At 72.7% G+C, this 16,181-nt stretch carries 15 protein-coding genes; 10 read left to right on the plus strand and 5 right to left on the minus strand.

Annotated elements, in window-relative coordinates:
* Nucleotides 1-153 precede the first annotated feature (153 nt).
* Entirely contained in the window at nt 154-813 is a 660-nt protein-coding gene (locus ABEE00_RS25235) for a DinB family protein (RefSeq protein WP_345747949.1), read from the plus strand.
* 57 nt (nt 814-870) lie between these two features.
* Here the strand turns inward: ABEE00_RS25235 and ABEE00_RS25240 are convergent, their stop codons facing one another.
* Complete coding sequence (locus ABEE00_RS25240) at nt 871-1,818, minus strand: hypothetical protein (protein WP_345747950.1); 948 nt, start codon at nt 1,816-1,818, stop codon at nt 871-873.
* 133 nt (nt 1,819-1,951) lie between these two features.
* Nucleotides 1,952-2,374, minus strand: coding sequence for an SgcJ/EcaC family oxidoreductase (locus tag ABEE00_RS25245; RefSeq protein ID WP_345747951.1), 423 nt, complete (start codon nt 2,372-2,374; stop codon nt 1,952-1,954).
* Here ABEE00_RS25245 and ABEE00_RS25250 point away from each other — a divergent pair.
* The 4 genes from ABEE00_RS25250 to ABEE00_RS25265 all read left to right on the plus strand — a co-directional run bounded on the left by ABEE00_RS25250 (nt 2,330) and on the right by ABEE00_RS25265 (nt 6,502).
* Nucleotides 2,330-2,563 carry a hypothetical protein gene (locus ABEE00_RS25250; protein WP_345747968.1) on the plus strand — a complete coding sequence of 78 codons (234 nt, stop codon included), beginning with the start codon at nt 2,330-2,332 and terminating at the stop codon, nt 2,561-2,563. The two genes, ABEE00_RS25245 and ABEE00_RS25250, sit on opposite strands and share 45 nt — an antisense overlap.
* A gap of 390 nt (nt 2,564-2,953) precedes the next feature.
* Nucleotides 2,954-3,550, plus strand: coding sequence for a TetR/AcrR family transcriptional regulator (locus tag ABEE00_RS25255; RefSeq protein ID WP_345747952.1), 597 nt, complete (start codon nt 2,954-2,956; stop codon nt 3,548-3,550).
* A 26-nt stretch (nt 3,551-3,576) separates the two neighbouring features.
* Entirely contained in the window at nt 3,577-5,901 is a 2,325-nt protein-coding gene (locus ABEE00_RS25260) for an MMPL family transporter (protein ID WP_345747953.1), read from the plus strand.
* A 205-nt stretch (nt 5,902-6,106) separates the two neighbouring features.
* On the plus strand, nt 6,107-6,502 hold the full coding sequence (locus ABEE00_RS25265; protein WP_345747954.1) for a DUF2267 domain-containing protein: 396 nt from the start codon (nt 6,107-6,109) through the stop codon (nt 6,500-6,502).
* 68 nt (nt 6,503-6,570) lie between these two features.
* On the opposite strand, the gene ABEE00_RS25270 is transcribed toward ABEE00_RS25265, so the two are convergent.
* Nucleotides 6,571-8,184 carry an ABC transporter substrate-binding protein gene (locus ABEE00_RS25270; protein WP_345747955.1) on the minus strand — a complete coding sequence of 538 codons (1,614 nt, stop codon included), beginning with the start codon at nt 8,182-8,184 and terminating at the stop codon, nt 6,571-6,573.
* A 71-nt stretch (nt 8,185-8,255) separates the two neighbouring features.
* Nucleotides 8,256-10,241 (minus strand): hypothetical protein, encoded by a 1,986-nt coding sequence (locus tag ABEE00_RS25275; RefSeq protein WP_345747956.1) that lies wholly within the window; start codon nt 10,239-10,241, stop codon nt 8,256-8,258.
* Nucleotides 10,242-10,687: 446 nt separating this feature from the next.
* Here ABEE00_RS25275 and ABEE00_RS25280 point away from each other — a divergent pair, with 446 nt between their 5' ends.
* The 4 genes from ABEE00_RS25280 (at nt 10,688) to ABEE00_RS25295 (ending at nt 14,767) form a co-directional block, all read left to right on the plus strand.
* Complete coding sequence (locus tag ABEE00_RS25280) at nt 10,688-11,602, plus strand: AurF N-oxygenase family protein (RefSeq protein ID WP_345747957.1); 915 nt, start codon at nt 10,688-10,690, stop codon at nt 11,600-11,602.
* Between the two features lie 68 nt (nt 11,603-11,670).
* Nucleotides 11,671-13,428: an FAD-dependent oxidoreductase gene (locus ABEE00_RS25285; RefSeq protein WP_345747958.1), complete on the plus strand. Its 1,758-nt coding sequence runs from the start codon at nt 11,671-11,673 to the stop codon at nt 13,426-13,428.
* A 47-nt stretch (nt 13,429-13,475) separates the two neighbouring features.
* Complete coding sequence (locus ABEE00_RS25290; RefSeq protein WP_345747959.1) at nt 13,476-14,027, plus strand: alpha/beta fold hydrolase; 552 nt, start codon at nt 13,476-13,478, stop codon at nt 14,025-14,027.
* A gap of 176 nt (nt 14,028-14,203) precedes the next feature.
* Complete coding sequence (locus ABEE00_RS25295; RefSeq protein ID WP_345747960.1) at nt 14,204-14,767, plus strand: aggregation-promoting factor C-terminal-like domain-containing protein; 564 nt, start codon at nt 14,204-14,206, stop codon at nt 14,765-14,767.
* A 30-nt stretch (nt 14,768-14,797) separates the two neighbouring features.
* Here ABEE00_RS25295 and ABEE00_RS25300 read toward each other — a convergent pair whose 3' ends face one another.
* Nucleotides 14,798-15,355 (minus strand): putative immunity protein, encoded by a 558-nt coding sequence (locus ABEE00_RS25300; protein ID WP_345747961.1) that lies wholly within the window; start codon nt 15,353-15,355, stop codon nt 14,798-14,800.
* A gap of 167 nt (nt 15,356-15,522) precedes the next feature.
* Here ABEE00_RS25300 and ABEE00_RS25305 point away from each other — a divergent pair, with 167 nt between their 5' ends.
* A complete protein-coding gene (locus ABEE00_RS25305; RefSeq protein WP_345747962.1) occupies nt 15,523-15,996 on the plus strand; it encodes a carboxymuconolactone decarboxylase family protein in 474 nt (157 codons plus the stop codon).
* Nucleotides 15,997-16,181: the final 185 nt, after the last annotated feature.

The following is a 16,181-nucleotide window of genomic DNA, read 5'->3' on the forward strand; positions in this document are numbered from 1 at the left end:
GTGGCACAACGGTGGCTCAGCGGTGGAACAGCGGCGGGATATCGAGCGGCGCAGGGGCGCGCGCTGTGGCAGAGTGCGGCTTCCGCGAGCGCCGTCACGCCCGCACCGCACCACCGCATCCGCCCCACGACCGCAGGAGAGCAGGAGAGCCGCATGGGTGCCGAGCAGACGACGGAGGGCCGGACGACGGAGGGCCTGCCGCCCCGACTGGTCCCGCTGCTGGAACAGTTCGACTACGCCTACGGCCGTCTCCGGGACCGCCTGGCGGGGCCCGCCATGGACAGCGGCAACGGTACGCAGGTGAAGGTCCTCCCCCTCACCGACGCCGAGCTCCTGTGGGAACCGGTGCCAGGATGCTGGTCCGTACGCCGCCACGCCGACGGCCCCGGACCGCGCGCGGAACGCCTGGACGGCGCCGGCGAATGGGGCCGCGACGCGGCGTCCAACCCGCACCCGTGGCCGCCGCCCTTCACCACCCTCGCGTGGCGGCTGAGTCACCTCGCCGAAATGCTCACCCTGCGCGCCGACCACACCTCGGGCACCCGCGCGATGACCCGCGAGCAGTACGTGCAGAGCGGCACGGCCGAGGGGGCGATCGCCGCTCTCGACTCGGGGGCCGCGGCCTGGCGCGCGACGCTGACCGGCGTGGACGACGCGGGGCTCGACACCGTGGGCCTGTGCACGCTCCCGTACGGCAGCGACCGGGACGACCTCTTCCTCACCATCGTCTGGTGGGTCAACCAGGAACTCCTCCACCACGCCGCCGAGATCGCCCTCCTCCGCGATCTGTACCGGGAACGGCAGGACGGCTGAGGGGCCCCGGAACTTCCCGGCGCGCACTCGGGCAGCGCCCGGCCTCCCGGCACACCCTCACTCCTCCCGTGCCGGCCCCCTCCTGAAGCCCGACCACAGGTCCAGGGCCAGGACCAGCAGCAAGGCGGCGCTGAGCCACCACCGGCCGCCCTCCGCGACGTTGACGACCAGGAGCAGCGCCAGGAGCGGCGGGCGCACCCAGCGCAGGGTGCTCGCGCGCCACCACCACGGCGGGCGCGCGGGCTCGTGCTCGGCCAGCCGGTGCGCGTGCTCCTCGACCGGTCCGAACTCCTGCCGCGCCGTGGCCCCCGGCTCGGTCAGGCGCGCGGCCGTCTCGGCGGTCACCTCGCGGGCCCGCTGCCGGGACAGGCCGTACCGCCCCTCCAGCAGCCCTGCCAGATCGCGCAGCCACCGCTCGTCATCGGAGGCCGGTCGCGGCGGGGCCGCCCGCTCCTCCCGGCGCCAGCCCCACACCAGCAGCGCGACCCCGAGGGCGACCAGCAGCGGCGAGGGGGCGCCGAACAGCTCGCCGCGCGGCAGTGGTCCGGTGTACGCCACGGCCGCCAGCACCACCGTGACCGCCACACCGCCGACCGCCCACCCCGCGGCGCGCGGCCTGCCGTGCACCCGCAGGAAGTCCACGCCCTGCACCCCCGCGGCCGCGCCCAGGAACAGCGCCGTCCCCGCGAGTCCCGCCGTATGCACCGGGGTCATCCACCCCGCGTGCAGCCAGCCGGCGCCCGCGAGCAGCGCTCCCAGGATTCCGGTGTGCCGCAGCGCCCTGGACAGGTGCTCGGCGCGCGCGGGCTCGGGGCCGTACTCGGCGGCGATCGTCACCGCGAAGTCGGCCGGGGCGCCGAACGCCGCCTCGGGGTCCTGGCCGCTCTCCGCGCAGTGCCGCGCGACCTCGGCCAGCCGGGCATCGGCGAGGTCCTCGTCCACCCCGTACCCGGCCAGCGCGAGCCGCGCCCGCATGTCCCACGCGCTCCCGGAATCCGTCGTCACTCCAGCTCCCTTCCCACCCGTTTCCGGAAGGGAGCGTAGTGAGGGGACGAAGCGCGTTCAACGCGCGTGGACACAGGCGAATCGACCTCCACGGCACGGAAGTTGAGGCACACCGGGCGGCGCCGGTCGGCGCTCAGGCGTGCCCGCCCGGTATCAGCCCCGGCGCCGCCCTGAAGGAGACGGCCTCCATCAGGGCCTTGCGCTTGGTGTTCTGGAAGGCGGCTATGCGCCAGCGGCCGCCCTGCTCCCTTATCAGGGTGTACGTCTGCACCTTGGACAGCTTCTTGGGCCGCGCGCGCTTATACGTGTCGCCGCGGCTGGTGACCACCGCGGTGTCAGCGGCGGGGAAACGGATGTCGAGGATCTCGCCGGCGAGACGGGTCCCCTTGAGGTACTTGGCGAACAGGATCCGGTGGCTCTCGGCGATGTCCCGGCGGCCCTGATAGCGCGTGCCCACATAGGTCACATAGGTGGCGTCCTCCGTGAACACCTCCCCATACGCATCCGCGTCGTGGCGTCCCCACGCCTCCAGGAGCGAGGCGACCGTGCCGGCCACGGCCTTGCGGTCCTCCTGGACATCGACGAGGTGGTCGCCCCGGCCCGCCGCAAGATAGCGGCCGTCCTGGAGCGCTACTCACCGGAGCAAGTCGAGCTCCTCTTCGACTACTTCGCCCACGCCGCCTCGGCGTTCCGCGAGGCCACGGAGGAATTGCAGGCGCCATCGGACCGCCGCCGAGCCCGCTGAGCCACTGAATCGCCGAGCCACTGAGCAGCCGAGTTCGCCGGGTCACTGAGCCGCCGAGCCGCTGAGTCGCCAAGCTCGCCGACATCCCACCGACCCCGCCGAGCCGAGCCGAACCCAGCGCAAGCTGAAGCCCGCGCAAGCCGAACCGAGCGCAACCCGACACGACCGCAAGCCGACACGACCAGCACCCCGAAGGAATCCCCCTTCGCGAACGCCAACTCCCGCACACCACCGGCCAGTTGACACCCCCACCGCGCCCCCACCCCAGGCCAGGCACCCCAAGGCCGAGCCCACACGCGACCACCCACCCCTCCCCCATGTGCAGGAGATCACACACGCCAAGCTGTCCGATCGGTCAGTTCTGACCGATCGGACAGCTACGGTGGCCCCATGGGACGCACAGCTTCCGCCTTGCGCGGGAACATCCTGGAGGCGGCGCTCACGCTGTTCGCCACCCACGGCTACCGCGGCACCTCGCTGCACGACATCGCGTCCGAAGTGGGCTGCTCGAAGGCCTCGTTGCTGTACCACTTCGCCAACAAGGACGCGCTGCTCACCGAGCTGCTGACCCCCGCGGGCCAGGGGCTCGCCGAACTCGACGGCCGGCTGGACGGGCTGACGGGGGCCCAGGCGGCCGAGACGGCCGTCGACGGCTTCGTCGACCTCGCGCTGCGCTACCGGCGCGAGTTGCAGCTCCTGTTCAGCGACCTGCCCGAAATGCTCTGCAATCCCGCGCTGTCCGGCATCCCGGACTCCACGGAGCAGTTGCTCTCGGCGCTGGCGGGGCGCTCGGAGGCGGACGAGGACCGGGTGGCCGCCTGGATGGTGATCGGCGGGGTGTTCATCACCGCCGCCAGCGACGTGCGCGTGCCCGACGAGACGCTGCGCGCCCAGATGATCCGCAGCGCCCTGCTGGCGCTGGGCCGTACCCCCGGAAGACCCACCGAAAGACCCACCGGAGCAGGCCCGCACACAACCCCCCGCTGAACGTCAACGGAGAGACACCTTCTGCCATGGCGACCTTGCTGTACCGGCTCGGCCGGTTCTCCTTCCGCCGCCGCGGGCGCGTCGTCGCGCTCTGGCTGCTGCTGCTCGCCCTGCTGGGCGGCGCTGCCGCCGCCTTCAGCGGCCCGACCACCGACAAGTTCGAGATGCCCGGCACCGAGTCCCAACAGGCCATGGACTCGCTGAAGAAGGACTTCCCGCAGGCCAGCGGGGGCACGGGCAGCATCGTCATCGCCGCGCCCAAGGGGAAGAAGCTCACCCCGCCGCAGGTCGCGCCCGTGGTCAAGGAGGCCGCTGGCGTCGACGGCGTGACGGCCGTGATGGACCCCTTCAAGACCAAGTCCATATCCCCTGACGGCCGTTACGCGCTGGTCCAGGTCCAGTTCAAGCAGGGCGCACAGGAGATATCCGACGCGCAGCGCAAGGACTTCGAGCAGGCCGGGGCCGACGCGAAGGGCCTGCGGGTCGAGCACGGCGGCGAGGTGATGACCAACAAGGTGGAGGTCGGATCCACCGAGGGACTCGGCGTGCTGGTGGCCGCCGTGGTCCTGGTCCTCACCTTCGGCTCGCTGGTGGCCGCAGGGATGACCCTGCTGAACGCGCTGATAGGCGTCGGTGCGGGCATGGCGGGCCTGTACGCGCTGAGCAGCACCGTCGAACTCACCTCCACCGCACCGATCCTGGCCCTGATGCTCGGCCTCGCCGTCGGCATCGACTACTCGCTCTTCATCACCTCCCGCTACCGCTCCTTCGTCCTCGACGGCATGGAGGGCGAGGAGGCGGCCGGCCGGGCGGCGGGCACCGCCGGCTCCGCCGTGGTCTTCGCCGGCACCACCGTGGTGATCGCCCTCGCCGGGCTCGCCGTGGTCGGCATCCCCTTCCTCACCGTGATGGGCCTGGCGGCCGCGGCCACCGTCGCCGTGGCCGTGCTCGTGGCTCTCACCCTGCTTCCCGCGATCCTCGGCTTCGCCGGGCGCCGCGTCCTGCCCCGAAAGCTGCGCGGCACCTCCCTTACGGGGGCCGGCGCCGGCGACCGTACGGAAAACGGCCGTACGGAAGCGGACTCCACGCACGCGGACTCCACGGACACGGACTCCGCAGGCAAGGGCTCGGCGGCCAAGGCCCCGGCAGCCGAGAACGGGGCGGGCAAGAACTCCCAGGCGAAGGGCCCCCGCGAGGCCCTCGGATTCCGCTGGGGCCGCGCGGTGCTGAAGCTGCGCATCCCGCTTCTGCTCGTCGGCGTGATCGGGCTCGGCGCCGTGGCGCTGCCCACCCAGGACATGCGGCTCGCGCTCCCCGACGCGGGCAGCGCGGCGGCCGATTCGCCGGCGCGCAAGGCGTACGACCTGACCAGCGAGGGCTTCGGCGAGGGCTTCAACGGCCGGCTCATGGCCGTGGTCTCGGGCGACGACGCGCGCTCGACGGGCGCGGCGGCCAAGCAGGCGGCGGCCCGCATCCAGAGCACCGAGGGCGTACTGGCCGTCGCCGCGCCGCAGATGAACAAGGAGGGCACCACCGCGCTGCTCGCCGTCATCCCCAAGGAGGGGCCGACCGCGGCGGGCACCGAGGACGCGGTGCACGACATCCGCGACAAGGTGGCGGACATCAAGGGCGCCGACGTGGCGCTGACCGGCATGACCGCGCTGGGCATCGACGTGTCCGAGCAGCTCGCCGACGCGTTGCCGATCTACCTGATCCTGGTGGTCGGCCTCTCCGTACTCCTGCTGATGCTGGTCTTCCGCTCCATCCTCGTCCCCCTCAAGGCGGCGCTGGGCTTCCTGCTGACCGTGGGCGCGACCTTCGGCATCACCGTCGCCGTGTTCCAACAGGGGCACCTGGCCGACCTGTTCGGACTGAACTCCTCGGGACCGCTGGTCAGCTTCCTGCCGATCCTCCTGATCGGCATCCTCTTCGGCCTCGCGATGGATTACGAGGTCTTCCTGGTCTCCCGCATGCGCGAGGACTTCGTGCACGGCGAGAGTCCCAAGGAGGCCACGGTCAGCGGTCTCGGTCACAACGGGCGGGTGGTCACGGCCGCCGCGCTGATCATGACCGCGGTGTTCGGCGGGTTCGTGCTGATGGACGACCCGATCATCAAGTCCATCGGCTTCGCCCTCGCCATCGGCGTCGTGATCGACGCGTTCGTGGTGCGCATGACGCTGGTGCCGGCCGTCATGTCGCTGCTGGGCAAGGCCGCCTGGTGGCTGCCGCGCTGGCTGGGCCGGGCCCTGCCCAACCTGGACATCGAGGGCGAATCCCTCCAGCGCCCCGCCTCCGCACAGGCCCCGCGCCAGCGCGAGAAGGAGGACGAGCAGACCTCGGTCTCGGTGTGAGCACGTAGGCAGTCGAACGGTCATGTGCCGGGCCCTCGCGGAACCTCTGCGGGGGCCCGGCACATTGCGTACGACGGCTCCCCGCGCCTCCCCCGTACGGCCCGGTCATCCGACACACCCCCCGCCGCCCCTTGTCCGCGCGCCGCCCGATCCGTTAGGCAGGGCCTACGGGCGCCCGGCGAAACCGCGATCAAGGAGGCCCGACATGCGCTGGCAGGATCTCGTCCAACAGGTGCAGTTCCTGGGGCAGTACACCTCCGAGCGCGAGGCGGAACGCGTACTGCACACCGTGCTCACGGCCCTGGGCCCGCATGTGACGGGCGAGGACCGCTTCGACCTCGCACAGCGGCTGCCCGAGCAGGCGACGCTCATCGTCGCCCAGCAGCCGCCCGCGCCACATGCGCCCGGCGCCGCACGCTTCGTGGACACGGTGGCGGCCCGGCTGCACCGCGCCACCCGCGCCACCGCGCGCTGGGACGTCAGCGCCGTGCTCGACCCGGTGGCCCGCCAGGCGGGCGAGGACCTGACCGCCCGCATCATCGCCGCACTCCCCGAGGGCTACTGCCACCTCTTCGGCCGCGCGGAGCTGACCACGGCCTGAGCGTACGAGAGCCGGGCCCTCGTACGAGGACCGAGGACAGGCCCGCGCACGAGGGCGGCGCCGGAGCATCACCGACCCCTGGGCACCCCGCACACATTCCGCCCACGCTGCACCTCGGCGGTACGCGGCGGCGCGTTGCCGTGCGGCGGGCAGAGCTGGACCACCGTGGGAGCCGCGTCGGCCCGGTTGCCGTCGCCGTCGAAGGTGATCTTTCCGCCCGCGCCCTGTACGGGGTCGCCGGCGGTGAAGGCGCCGATCCTGGTGTTCACTTGGGGCCCGGTCACCGCGGTCTTCCGGATGGTCAGGTGGTTGACCGCCTGGGCCGCGGTGGTCATGGCGTCGAAGCCGTTGACGGCCCAGCCGCTGTTGAGATCGGTCCTGGGGAACGCGTTGCCGTCGAACCACCCCGTGAGCTGCTTCAAGGAATCCGCGTCCACCGTCGAGGCGATGCCGGGGTCGGCCAGCGGCGGGTACAGGAGCTGGATCCGGCCCTCCGTGAAGGCTTTCGAGCGCAGCCCCGGGTCGCTCCTGCCGCCGCCCTTGCCCGCGCGGATGCGCGCCGCGTCGGAGGTGCTGACGACGGTGACCACGTGCGCGTCGCAGAGCTCGCCGTCGGCCTTCTTGCCCAGCTCGGCGAGGAAGTCCGACATCTCATGCGCGCGAGCCGCGTAGAAGACGTTCACCCGGTGCTTCTCCGTGTCGCAGATGCGCTTCACGGTCTCCTGGACGGTGCCCTCGTCCGCGGAGTCGAAGCGCACCTTCGGCACCTCGCGCCCGGACTTCCGGTCCAGCAGCGGCAGCGTCGTACAGGTATAGGGGTCCCTGTCGTCGTCCGGCGTGACGATGAAGTCGAACCTGCTCTGGTCCGGCGCCTGCCGGGCGATGCTGTCGATCTGCACCTTGTTGCGGTACGCGACCCGGTAGAACCAGTTCCCGCCGATGCCGTGCCGGTACTCCTCCGCATTGCGGCACCCGGCGAAGTCGGGCCGGTCCTTGTGCGAGCCCGTCCGGTCGAAGCCCTCACCGGTCATGACCGCGCCCACCATGGGGACCTTCCTCGCGCTCAGCACTCCGGCCGCCTCGACGGTCCACATCTGCGAGAGCCCCATGCCGACCACGGCGACCGCCCCCTCGTCGGCGAGGCGCCGCGCCACCGCAGGTGCGGCCTGCCCCCGGCTGCCCGCCTGCCCCACCAGGAGGCGCACCGGCCGCGTGCAGCCCTCCCCGTTGGACCGGGCCTGTGCGGCGGCGATGCCCTCGAGCTGCTGCGCCATGCCGTCGCCGACCTCGGCCGAGCGCGCGGTGACCAGGGCGCCGATCTTCACGGCCGGCCGGTCCTCCTTGCAACTCCCGTCCCGCGCGGCCCTGTTCTGCCGCCCGATGACCTTCATGACGCCGCTCAGCTCGGGCCGGGAGAAGTCGTACGCGCTGTCGCTGACGCCCACGCACTCGCCGCCCTGCCGCCACACGGAGCCCGTGGGCCAGGTGCCCGGGATGCAGCCCAGCCGGTTGATCCCCGAGACCCCGACCGGCACGATCACGAAGGCCACGAGCAGGAGCGCGGCCACCACGGCCGCCGGGCGCCACCAGTCCGTACGCCTCTTGGGGAAGCGGTCGCCGCGGGGCACGACCCCCACATGGAAGCGCGGTCGCCGCGCAGGGCGGCCCATCTCGTCGTTCATAGGGGTCCCTCACGCTCCGTCCCTCGTGCACGGGCGCACCACCGGGAACGGCGACACGCCCCGTGACTCCGTCAGTTGAGACCCGCACTCAGCCGCACGTACTCCGCCTGCCACTGGGCATAGCGGCGCTGGAACGCGCCGCGGTCGTCGAGCCTGTGAAAACAGCGGGCGATGTCCGAGCAGAGGTCGGCGCGCCTCTCCCGGTCGCCGAGCAGCGGGTCCGCGTACGCGATCTCGGCGCGCAGCAGGTCGGTGAGCACCTGCCGCGGCCCCTCGGCCGCCGTCGCGGGGATGCCGTCGGGGCACGGGGCCTCGCGGACCACGTCGTAGGTGGCCAGCCACTCTTCGGGGGCCGACTCCGGCAGCAGCGCGAGCAGTTCGGTGACGACCGGGTCGGCGTTCCCCAGCGAGAGGTCGCAGGAGAGCCGCGGCGCGAGCTCCCGGTCGCGCGCCGCCCGGTCGCGCAGCGCGCCGAACGCCTCGCGCCAGGTGGGCGGCCGCTCTGTCGCAGCCTCGCCATACCGCTCCGGCTCAGCCTCCGCCCGCGCCGCCAGGGCCCGCAGCAGGAGCAGCCGTACGAAGGGCGTCATCCCCCATTGCCCGTCCGGGTGTTGCTCCGGCCACAGCGCGGGGGAGGTGAGCAGCGCGTCCGCGTGGTGGAAGCGGTCGGGCAGCCGCTGGGTGAGCCACCGGGCCTCCCGCTGGTCCCGCGCGGCGGCCAGGGTGACGACGTCCTCCCTCAACCTCCGGTCCACGCGCCGCCCGGGCCCGAGGCCCACCGCGAACTTGTCGACCAGGTGCTCCTCCAGCGTCGTGCCCGGAGCGGACTCCGCGAGGGGCCTGGTCAGCACGTCGCCGAGCCGGTCCAGCAGCTCGGGCTCGTCGGAGAGCAGGGCGAGGATGCGCGTGACGGCCTCCGCGTGCCCGCCGGTGAGCCGGTGCACGGCCTCGGTGACGACCGCGGTGCCCAGGTCCTCGGGCCACAGCCGGGCGCGCACCATCTGCTGGACGTCGTTCCTGGTGAAGCCCTCCAGGACGACGCACAGTCCGGTACCGGGGCGGGGGATGTCCTCCGGCGTCAGCCGCTCCAGGCTCGACTCGCGCCACGAGGACCGGCCCTCGCCTCCGGACCCGGACCCGGAGGACCCGGACTCGGCCCCGACCCCGGCCCCGAGGACCCCCGGGCAGGTCTCCCGCCCGCGCGTGGTGACGAGCACCAGCGGGTCCCCCGGCGTCCCGCGCTGCCGCAGCTCCTCGCGTACCTGCAGGAAGGTACGGAGGAAGGCGCGGGCCGAGAGCGCGTCGCCGTCGTCGAGCAGGACGACGGCCTTGGCCGGGTGGTTCTCCGCGCGCGCGAGGCTCTCCCGCAGATCGGCCAGGAAGGCCGACATCAGCAGGTGGTCGACGTCCTGCCGCACCGCGCCGTCGCCGCGCGCCGCCTGGCGGCTGAGCAGCACCAGCGCGCGGCGCGGATCGTGCTGGAATCCCTGGTCCTGGTGGCGGAACCACTCCAGGGACTCGTTCCACGCCAGCCGGGCGCGCCAGCGTGAGCCGCGCAGCCGCCGTACGACCTCCACCGCGGTGTTCGCCACCGGCAGGCCGAGGGCTCCCGCCGCGTCCGTGATCAGCGGCTCCAGGAGCCGGGCCAGCGAGTCCTGTTCCCGGTGCGCGGCGATCCGCTTCTGGAGCGTGTCCACGTCCTGCCGCGCATCACCGCTGTCGATCGGCTCGGCCATGGCGATGTGCGCCAGCACCACGCGGGGGAAGGAGAGCCCGTAGCCCGCGCTCTCGCCGCTGAGGTGGAGCATCACCGCGCGCAGCACCGTACGCAGCGAGGCCGGTTCGTCCTCGACGGTCAGCGGGCTCACGTGCGCCACCGGTGCCACACCGGCCCAGCGTGTGCGGATGCGCTCCAGCACATGGGACCGCCCGGAGCCGCCGATGCCGTCCAGCAGCACGACGGGCCGCTGGACGTCGGCGGGGATCCGTGGGCCGCCCTCCTCCCGGATCAGCTCGTCCATGAGTGCGAGCAGTCCGGTACGCCCCGCATACGGCACCCCGCGCCTCCCCCACCACCGGCCGGCCACCGAGGGGCCAACTCCACGGGCAGGGTAGCGAGTTGGGGGACATCCGGACCCTTCCTGACGCTTCTCACCGGAAGCACGGACAAGCACGACCGGCAGCTGCTATGAGCCCCTCCGACCCCGTTCCGGCCCCGTTCCGGCTCCGCCTCGGCCCGCCCGGAACCGCCCCCGGACCACCCCGCCCCGCACGGCAGTTGCCGTCCGCGCCTCCCCGTACGTCATCCGCCTCGCACTCACCGTCTACCGGGGGGTAGGCCAACGGACTCCGCTTGTTATACATTCCGTCTAACAAGCGGAGCCGGAGAGCCGTACCGCCCGCTTCCGGCGGCATGCGCCGGGGCGGGGCCCGCGTGAGGCCACCGCTCCCGCCGCAGCACGGAACATCCGGGAACATTCGACGACTCGACGAGGAGTTCGCGATGGCAAGCAGCACCGTTCGGCCGGAGACGCAGGAAGACCCCCACGGCGAGGACGCGGCGGAGCGCCTGCTCGAATCCGCCGAGACCCTGTCGTACGACCCGGTCACCGAGGTCGACTGGGACACCCCGCTGGACAAGGACTTCCACGGCGCGAGCCCTGAGTGGAGCACGCTCTACGGCACGGATTACTGGAAGGAGCTCACCGAGGAGCAGCGCAAGGAGCTGACCCGCCAGGAGGCGGCCTCGGTGGCCAGCACCGGCATCTGGTTCGAGATGATCCTCCAGCAGATGGTGCTGCGCGACATCTACGCGAAGGACCCCACGCAGGCGAAGTTCCAGTGGGCCCTGACCGAGATCGCCGACGAGTGCCGGCACTCGATCATGTTCGCGCGCGGCGCCAAGAAGCTGGGCGCCCCCGCGTACCGCCCGCGCCGCCTCGCCGTCGAACTCGGCCGCGGGTTCAAGACGCTGGCCGTCGGCGAGGCCGCGTACGCGGCGATCCTGGTCGCCGAGGAAGTGCTGGACATCATGCAGCGCGACTGGATGCGCGACGAGCGCGTGGTGCCCTTCGTCCGCACCATCAACAACATCCACGTCGTGGAGGAGTCCCGGCACATGAAGTTCGCGCGGGACGAGACCCGCGCCAGGCTGCGCAAGGCGGGCTGGGTGCGCCGCCAGTTCAACTCCTTCGTGATCTCCATCGCCGCGTACGTGATCGTCACCAGCATGGTCAACCGCGACGTGTACGCGAACGCCGGCCTCGACGCGAAGCGGGCGATCGCCGAGGCGAAGGCGAACGAGCACCACAAGTCGATGATGCGCTCGAGCTGTTCGGGCCTGATGGACTTCCTCGCCTCCGCCCGGCTGCTCACCAAGCCCGCGCTCGCCTTCTACAAGCGCGCCAACCTCATCTGAGCCGTCACCCGAGCCGTCCCGTGCGGCCCACCCAGTCGACCCATCTCATCTGAGCGGACCCGAGCGACATGGCCTTCGCAATCACCCAGACCTGCTGCAACGACGCGACCTGTGTCGCCGTGTGCCCGGTCAACTGCATCCATCCGACCCCCGAGGAGCGGGCGTTCGGCAGCACCGAGATGCTGCACATCGACCCGAAGACGTGCATCGACTGCGGCGCCTGCGCCGACGCCTGCCCGGTGGACGCGATCTTCCCGGTCGGCGCGCTCCCCAAGGAGCAGCTGGAGTACGCGGCGCTGAACGCCGCGTACTACGAGGGCCGGGAGCCCGCCGGGGCGAAGGCCCCCGAGGCCGCGGAGCCCTCCGAGGCCGCGGAGTCCTCCGAAGATGAGTCCTCCGAAGGTGAGGGCCCCGCGAGCGAGCGCCAGCCCTCCCCGTACGGCCCCAACTTCCACGCCTGGGGCAAGCCCTCCTTCGACCGCACCCTCCCGCCGGACTTCGGCCCGCTGCGGGTCGCGGTCGTGGGCACGGGACCCGCCGGTATGTACGCGGCCGAGGACCTGCTCCTGCACACCAACGCCGAGGTGACCCTGATCGACCGGCTGCCGGTCGCGGGCGGCCTCGTCCGCTACGGGGTGGCGCCCGACCACCCCTCCACCAAGAAGGTCGGCGACACCTTCGCGCGCTTCCACGACCACCACCGCGTGCACATGCGCCTCGGCGTGGAGATAGGCAAGGACATCACCGCCGAGGAACTCGCCGCGCACCACGACGCGGTGATCTACGCGGTGGGCTCGGGCGACGACCGGCGGCTCGGCATACCGGGCGAGGACCTGCCCGGCAGCATCCCCGCGACCCGGTTCGTGTCCTGGTACAACGCGCACCCCGAAGTCGCCCCCGACGAGGGCGCGCGCCCCGCCGAGCGGGTCGTCGTGGTCGGCAACGGCAACGTCGCCGTGGACGTAGCCCGCGTCCTGGTCTCCGACCCGGACACCCTCGCCGGTACGGACATCGCCGACCACGCGCTGGCCGCGCTGCGCCGGGCACCCGTACGCGAGGTCGTGCTGCTCGGGCGCCGCGGGCCCGAGCACGCGGCGTACACCAAGTCCGAACTCCTGGCGCTCAAGCACCTCCCGGGCGTGGACCTCGTGGTGGACGACCACGATCCGCGCACCGGCACGGCGATCGAGGAGGCCGCGCCCCGGGAGAAGGCGGGCCTGCTCCAGGACGTGGCCCGCGAGCGCGTGGACTGGAGCGCGCGCCCCGCGCAGGAGCGCCGCCGCATCGTGCTCCGCTTCCACAGCGCGCCCCTCGCCGCGCACGGCGAGGACGCGGTGGAGGCCGTGCGCGTCTCCGACGGGAGCGAGGACGGCGAGGGCGAACTCGACCTGCCCGCCGGGATGTTGCTCCGCGCCGTCGGCTACCGCGGCCGTCCCGTGCCGGGTCTCCCCTTCGACGAGGAGACGGCGACCGTTCCGCACGAGGCGGGCCGGGTACGGGGGCTGCCCGGCACCTACGTGGTGGGCTGGATCAAGCGCGGCCCCTCCGGCGGCATCGGCGCCAACCGCACCTGCGCGGCCGAGACGGTCGGCGCGCTGCTGGAGGACGCCATCGCCGGGGCGCTCGCGGCGCCGGCGGGCACGGCCAGGGCGTTCCGCCGCCTGGTCCGCAGCCGCAACCGCCGCGTGGTGGACGCACGCGGACTCGCCGCCATCCACCGCGCCGAGCTGGCCAGGGGCCGCAGCCAGGGCCGCCCCCGCGTCAAGCTGGCCACCGTCGACGAGCTCCTGGCCACGGCACGCTCCCCGCGCAAGCTGCTCCGCTGAGGCGGCCCGACTCCCCCGTGTGACCAGCGCCTTCGGCCCGTACGCACGTGTTGCCCCACACGTCCGTACGGGCCGAAGGCGGTTCGGCGTGCGGGCTGCACGGCAAGAACTTCGACGGCGGCGCCTGGGAGCCGACCGCGCGCACGCTCTCCTCGCAGGGCTACCGGGTCATCGTCCCCGACCAGATCGGCTTCGGCCGCTCGGGTAAGCCGTCCGTGGACTACAGCTTCCGGATGCTCGCGCAGAACACCGTCGCCCTCCTGGACCACCTCGGCGTGCGGCGCACCCACGTGGTCGGCCACTCGATGGGCGGCATGCTCGCGACCCGCTTCGCCCTCGACCACCCGGACCGCACGGGCCGCCTCGTGCTGGCCAACCCGGTCGGCCTGGAGGACTACCGCGTGCTGGTCCCGCCGCGGCCGCCATTCCCGGTTCCCGGCTGGTCGAGCTGCCCGGAGTCGGACACCTGCCGCGTCTGGAGGCGGCCGACCGCTTCCACCGCGAACTGCGGCGCTTTCTGGCGGGGTGAGGGCGGGTTTTCGGGGTGTCGGCCGGGCTTTTGCCGTACCCATACGGCGTTGACCCAATGTGACCAATAACCGCGCGAATCCGGGGCGCGGGGTCACCAGGTTGGTAACGCCGCGTCAGGAGTATTCGCCCGCGCCGTGCTCGGCGCGTGCGGAATTCCCTGCCCGGCACCGCCGCGCGTTCCGCTCGGAATTGCGGAGCACCGCGTCGGCGCCGGAGGCCCTGTCGTCGGCGTAAGGAAACGCAGATGTACGCGTGGTTGCGCAACCACAGCTTCGCCCTCCTCTCAACCCTCGGTCCGGCCGCCATGGTTGGCGCGCTGGTCATGGCGGCCCCGGACCACCAGGTCACGGACCGGTCCCGCGCCCCGGAGACGACCCTGCGGGACGCACGGCCGGTCGCGGCGGCGGTGGGACACGCGCCGCGGACGCGGATGGCGGCCCAACGGAAGGCCGCCCAGGAGAGGGCCGCCCAGGAGAGGGAGAGCGTTCCGGTACGGGCGACCCGTACCGCACCCCGTAGCGCAGAACCCCGCGACTACGCCCGCGAGGCGCTGGAAAGCGACCAGTTCGACTGCCTCGATTCGCTGGTCGACAAGGAATCGAGCTGGAACGTACGGGCCAGGAACCCCAAGACCGGCGCCTACGGACTGCTCCAGGCCCTCCCCCCGGAGAAGATGTCCTCCGCCGGGAGCGATTGGCGCACCAATGGGGTCACCCAACTCCGCTGGGCCCTGGAGAAATACATTCCGGACCGGTACGAGACGCCGTGCGGGGCGTGGTCGCACGCCCGCGACAAGGGCTGGTTCTGAATCGCGGGCCCTTCATCTCCACTTCCCAGGTCAGCGCAGCGCGGTGTCCAACGCGCGGATGAGGGCCCCGGCCGGTCCCCCGCCGGCCGGGGCCGGGGGATAGCGGCGCAGGACCTCCACCACGACGGGGTCCGCGAGGGAGCGGGCGCGCGCGAGGTGCTTGTCGGCGGCCTCACCTGCCTCTTCACCGGTGTCGAGTTCGAGGGCGCGGGCGGCGTGTGCGGCCGCGCCCAGGATGTGCTTGACCTGCGTGGCCTTGGGCAGCGGGTGCAGATAGCCCGCGCCGGCGGCGGCCAGCGCCGCGCGCGCCGCCTCGCCCGCCGCGGCCCGCCCGGCGTCGCGGGCCTCCTGGGCCGCACGCTGCGCCGCCCACGCGCGGTCCCGCAGCGCCTTGGTACGCGGGCCGCCCTCCGCGAAGGCCCGCGCCGCGTCCAGCGCGGCGCGCGGGCGGGGGTCCTCGGGCCGCTCCCGTTCGAAGAGCGCCAGGGCGGGGAGGGCGCACGCCACCGCGTACCCGGCCACTTCCCGCAGCTCGGACATGCTGAGCTCGATCATCTCCACGTCCTCCGCCACGCCCTCTTCCTCCATGGCCTCATCCTTGCAGCGCGGGAAACGGCGGGGGAATCACGTACGCACACCCCGCCCCGACCTCCGGCACATGGCGAGTGAGACGCCCGTCACATCCCGCCATGTCACACTTCGCCCGGCCGCCCCGTCCTTGAGGTGTCAGAGAACACGACGACGGGAGTCGCACCGTGAACCCTCGATTCAACGCCTTCGAGAACGAGATCACCGCCAAGTTCGGCAGGCACCTCGTGGGGGCGGGCAAGGTACTGACCGACTCCACCCTGCCCGCGGCGACGCAGGAACTGGTCAAGATCCGCGCCAGCCAGATCAACGGCTGCGGCTTCTGCACCGACATGCACACCAAGGACGCGCTGCACGCCGGCGAGACCACGACCCGCCTGAACCTCGTCGCGGCCTGGCGGGAGGCCACGGTGTTCACCGAAGCCGAGCGCGCCGCGCTGGAACTGTCCGAGCAGGGCACCCGCATCGCCGACGCGGCCGGCGGGATCACCGACGAGGCCTGGGCGAACGCCGCCAAGCACTATGACGAGGACCAACTGGCCGCGCTGGTGTGCCTCATCGCCCTGATCAACGCTTTCAACCGCGGGAACGTACTGATCCAGCAGCCCGCGGGCGACTACCAGCCCGGCCAGTTCGCCTGATTCACCACTGCCCACCCAACTGCCAGGCGGCATCGGTGACTTGAGAACCCGGCGCCGCTTCCGAGGGGCGGCGCGGGCGTCTCGGGGGGAAGGAAGACGCCCGCGCCGCCGACCCCGTGAGGAGGGCTGGACGTCCACTCCGCGGGCCTGCCGCTGACCACTCGGCGGCGCCCCCGGCAGGGGCC

This window comes from Streptomyces odontomachicola, assembly GCF_039605595.1.
GTDB lineage: Bacteria > Actinomycetota > Actinomycetes > Streptomycetales > Streptomycetaceae > Streptomyces.